The organism is Streptomyces sp. SID13726 (genome assembly GCF_010548375.1).
In the GTDB taxonomy this organism is placed as follows: domain Bacteria; phylum Actinomycetota; class Actinomycetes; order Streptomycetales; family Streptomycetaceae; genus Streptomyces.
The window spans coordinates 1-497 of the sequence record NZ_JAAGLY010000294.1 but is presented as its reverse complement, the minus strand read 5'-3'; the positions used below and the strand labels follow the sequence as shown (position 1 = coordinate 497).

At 64.0% G+C, this 497-nt stretch carries 1 protein-coding gene; it reads right to left on the bottom strand.

Going from position 1 to position 497, the window contains the following annotated elements:
• On the bottom strand, positions 1 to 497 hold a 497-nt coding region (locus G3I78_RS47710; RefSeq protein ID WP_203616520.1), incomplete at both ends, for a hypothetical protein.

The window sequence follows — 497 nt, the reverse complement described above, 5'->3', positions numbered from 1 at the left end:
GTAGTCGTCAGCTGTGCATAGGTATGAATCCGCTTTGCGCGCCAGTCGCGGATCAGGCAGGAACGTACCGCGCTTGCGTCCTGCTCGCCGAACAGGTCCAGCTGATTCTCGTCAGCCAGATTTGTTTGCAGCGGAGGTCGACCGGTGAGCAGGTCCATCTGCCAGATGTTCCACGAGATCACCGTCGCGATGCTGCGCAGCTCGGACGCTGAAGGGGCGCGGCCAAGCGCAGCACGCGCGTAGTCCTCATATGTGGCGAGGATGTTCTCGCGGGCGAGCAGGAGGCTGTCACCCTGGTACTCGAACCCGTAGACGCTCTCGACGGCTCGTCGGGCCCACATGCGCCACTCGTCGTCGCTGTGAGTGTTCTCCGTGACGACACGCAACTTTCGGTCGAGCAGGCCGATCCTGCGACCGAGGCTGATCTGGTCTCCGGTCGCGGCGTCGTATCGGCTAACGAGGTACGGACCCTCGCCGCAGGCCACCTCGAGTCGGCG